The sequence below is a fragment of the Streptomyces sp. LS1784 genome (genome assembly GCF_020103755.1).
Lineage (GTDB): Bacteria > Actinomycetota > Actinomycetes > Streptomycetales > Streptomycetaceae > Kitasatospora.
In genome coordinates, this window is record NZ_JAHSQD010000686.1 from 1 (window position 1) to 3906 (window position 3906).

The 3906-nt window shown below is 72.9% G+C and carries 2 protein-coding genes and 1 pseudogene; all 3 read left to right on the forward strand.

Annotation, left to right across the window (positions count from 1 at the left end; genetic code table 11):
- A partial coding sequence (locus KS423_RS40545) for a lanthionine synthetase C family protein (protein WP_224284737.1) occupies positions 1-1060 on the forward strand: 1060 nt, incomplete at its 5' end.
- A 22-nt stretch (positions 1061-1082) separates the two neighbouring features.
- On the forward strand, positions 1083-3158 hold the full coding sequence (gene fxlM, locus KS423_RS40550) for a methyltransferase, FxLD system (RefSeq protein WP_224284738.1): 2076 nt from the start codon (positions 1083-1085) through the stop codon (positions 3156-3158).
- A 261-nt stretch (positions 3159-3419) separates the two neighbouring features.
- A pseudogene (locus KS423_RS48260) lies at positions 3420-3906 on the forward strand (hypothetical protein); the annotation flags it as partial.

Here is a 3906-nt window from a genome sequence, read left to right on the forward strand (position 1 = left end):
GTCGGTCGCGGCCGACGCCCCGGTCACGAGCGGGGGCGACAGTTACCTGTACTACGGCGCGCCTGCGCTCGCGCAGGCCCTTACCTGCGCAGCCCAGGCGCGGCCCGGCTGCTACCAACGTGCCCTCGCCCGCCTCGACCAGGCCGTGGCCGCCGACGCGGTGCGTCGCTGCGACGAAGCAATCGCCAGGATCAACCGCGGCGACCTGCCGGTGCTGGCCGAGTTCGACACCATCCGCGGCCTGGCCGGCATCGGCGCCGTGTTCCTGCGCCGGGCCCCCACCGGCGAGACCATCCGGCGGATCCTGGGCTGCCTGGTCGGCCTGACCGAGGACGTCAAGCACAACGGCGAGGTCCTGCCGGGCTGGTGGACTTCGGACGGACCGTCGGGCAAGCCGGACGAGCGGTTCCCGGGCGGGCACGCCAACACCGGTCTGGCGCACGGCATCACCGGCCCGCTCGCCCTGCTCTCCCTCGCGTTGCAACGCGGTGTAGAGGTCGACGGGCAGCGCGAGGCGATCCGCACCGTCCTGGCTTGGCTGGAGCGCTGGCGCGACGGCCACGCCTGGCCGTACTGGATCACGTCCACACATCTGACCGACCCCGACCGCAGGCCGCTGCTGCCGCAACGGCCGAGCTGGTGCTACGGCACCGCCGGCATCGCGCGCGCCCAGCAGCTCGCCGCCCTCGCCCTCGACGACCCCCGCCTGCGCCACGACGCCGAGAATGCCCTCGCCACCGCCCTGGTGGACCCCAAGGCGCTCGCCGCGACCACCGACCTGTCGGCCTGCCACGGCTACGCCGGGCTCGCACACATCGCCCACCGCGCCGCCGCCGATGCCTCGCCGCGCAACGCCGCCCGGCTTCACTCGGCCACCGACCTGCTCCTGGACATCACGCACCCGCCGCACGCTGACCCCAACGAGCAAGCACGTTGCCTCCTGGCGACGGCGGGGCCCGCGTTCCTGGAAGGCGCGGCCGGCACCGCCCTCGCCCTGCTCGCCGCCGCCACCGGCACCGCCCCCGCGACTTGCTGGGACGCCTGCCTCCTGACTGCCTGACCGCCAACCGAGGACCGATCCGATGACCACCGGCTGGATCCAGCACACCATCACCCCCGCCGACCGAGAGGCCACCGAGCGCCTCGCCGCCGACCGACTCGCCCCCGTCCTCAACGCCGCCCAGGCCTCAGGCGCGCTGAACAGCTGGTGGTACATGCGCAAGGACGGCCTGCGGGTGCGCTACCGCGCCGCCGCCCCCGAGCTCTCCGTCACCGCGCTGCTGGACACACTCGTCGAGGACGGGCGTGTCGAGGGCTGGGCCAGCGTGATCTACGAGCCGGAGACCCATGCCTTCGGCGGCGCCGAAGCCACAGAGATCGCCCACCGGCTCTTCCACGCCGACAGCCGGCACCTGCTGACCCGGGCCGCCGAGCCCGGACCACCCGCACTCGGCCGGGCCGAAACCGTCGTCGTCCTCGTCTCCGCCATGCTCCGCGCCGCCGGACTCGACTGGTACGAACAGGGCGACGTCTGGGCGAAGTTCGCCGTACTCCGTGACACCCCCACCTCCGTGGCCCCCGAGCGGGCGACCACCCTGACCGCCGCCATGCACCACCTGATGCGGCTCGACACCTGGGCGCTCACCCGCGACACCGCCCCGCTCGCCCACCACGGCGGCTGGGTCCACGCCTTCCAGCAGACCGGTCAGAACCTCGCCCGCCTCGCCCGCGACGGTGTTCTCACCCGTGGTCTGCGCGCCGTCCTCGCGCACCACATCGTCTTCCACGCCAACCGCGCTGGCCTCCCGGTGGACCACCAAGCTGCCATGGCTGCACGGGCGTTGGATGCCGTCTTCCACTCCGACGAGGGCCCCGCTCCCTCGGCTTCCACCATCCGCACAACCACTAAGGTCACCGACATGACTACTCTCAGCAACGAAACCGGTTCCGCCGACCAGCTGCGCGACGCCCTCACCACCCGCCTGCTCGACCAGGGCGCCATCCGCACCAACGCGGTCGAGGCCGCCTTCCGCGCCGTGCCCCGCGAGCCCTTCCTGCCCGGCTTCCCGCTGGAGGCCGCCTACGCGGACAACCCGAACTACACCAAGACCGACGGCAGCGGCACCCAGATCAGCGCCGCCTCCCAGCCCGCGATCGTCGCCCTGATGCTCGAACAGCTCGACCCGCAGCCCAGCGAGAAGATCTTCGAGGCCGGAGCGGGCACCGGCGTCAACGCCGCCTACATGGGCCACATCGTAGGCTCCGACGGACACGTGGTAACCGTGGACGTGGACGAGGACCTCGTCCACGGGGCTCGCAAGCACCTCGCCGACACCGGCATCACCAATGTCGAGGTCGTCCTCGGCGACGGCGCACTCGGCCACCCGGACGGCGCCCCGTACGACCGGGTAATCGCCACGGTGAGCACCAACGAGATGCCCACCGCCTGGCTCCAGCAGGTCAAGCCGACGGGCCGGATCGTCCTGCCGCTGCGCCTGCGCGGCACCGCCAGCCGGGTCATCGCCTTCGAGCGCGGCAAGGACGGCTGGGTGTCGGTCGACAACCAGCTCGCCGTCTTCATGCCGCTGCGCGGCAGCATGGACGACGCCCGCCGCACCGTCACCCTCACCCGCCAGGGCGACGTCACCCTCCAAGTACACAAGGACCAAGCCGACGCGGTCGACGCCGACCTGCTGGCCGGTGTCCTCGACAGCGGACGCTACGAGACCTGGACCGGCGTGACCATCCCGGCCGGCACCACCTACGAGTACCAGGACCTGTGGCTGGCCCTGACCCTCCCGAACTCCCTCATGCGGATGAGCGTCACCGGCAACGCCCGCGAGCGCGGCGTGAACCCGATGTTCGGCTGGGGCGCCATGGCCACCGTGGACGCAGGCTCCCTCGCCTACCTCACCTTGCGCCCGGGCGAGCCCGACGCCGACGCCCGCAAGACCTACGAGACCGGTGTGATCGGCCACGGCCCCGGCGGCGGCGCCCTCGCCGACCTCGTCGCCGAGCAGATCCGTGCCTGGAACGCCGGCTTCCGCGGCCGGACCCTGCGCATCGAACTCCCCGACACCCCCACCATCGCGGACCCGGCCGCCGGCCGCTTCGTCCTGGACCGCCCCAACCACCCGATCACCGTCATCTGGGAGTGACCGGCGTGCACCCGACCGGTCCCGTCGCCCAGCGCTTCCCGCTGGTCGCACGCCACCGGCCCGCGTGCCTGCCTGAACGCCCGTGTCGGCCGGCTCTCCGAGCTGGCCGACACGGCCTCCCGGCAGACCGACCCGGGCCTCGCATCCACCGTCTTCAACCAGGCCGCCCTCCTCGCCTCCGACCTCGCCCTGCCCGGCTATGCCCACGAACTGTGCCACCGCCACGCCGCCCTCTACCTGACCCGCGGGCCCCTCCCTGCGATGAGCGCCATCCGGGGCCTTGAGCCGATCGTCAACCTCGCCCGCCTCCACATCCGCGCCAACCGCCACCAGCACGGCCACCAACTCCTCCTCGACCTCTACCGCGCGGTCACCACCGACACCACCGCCGTCCTCGATGGCATCACCGTCCCGGCCCACCTCACCGAGAACGACAAGCAGCACGCCGAGGTCCGCCAGTGGCTGTGGCGAGTCGTCATCGCCGACGGCACCCGCGCCCTCACCTCCGCCGGCCGCTGGAGCGAGGCCCTTCGACACATCGAGGAGCACCGCGGCATCGGCCTACGCATCCTCGACGGCCGCCAGACCGCCGTCCTCGCCGCCGCCACCACCGGCGACCTACCCGGCGCCCTCGCGCTACTGGAGGACACCGAGCCGGGCGACCCCTGGGAGGACGCCGTCACCGCGGTGCTCACCGCGCTGTGCCGCCCCGGCGACACCAGCACCGCCGAAGCCGCCATCGGCCACT

Excerpts from the sequence above, each read along its gene's own strand:
- fxlM (WP_224284738.1), top strand. The coding sequence starts at position 1,083 with ATGACCACCGGCTGGATCCAGCACACCATCACCCCCGCCGACCGAGAG.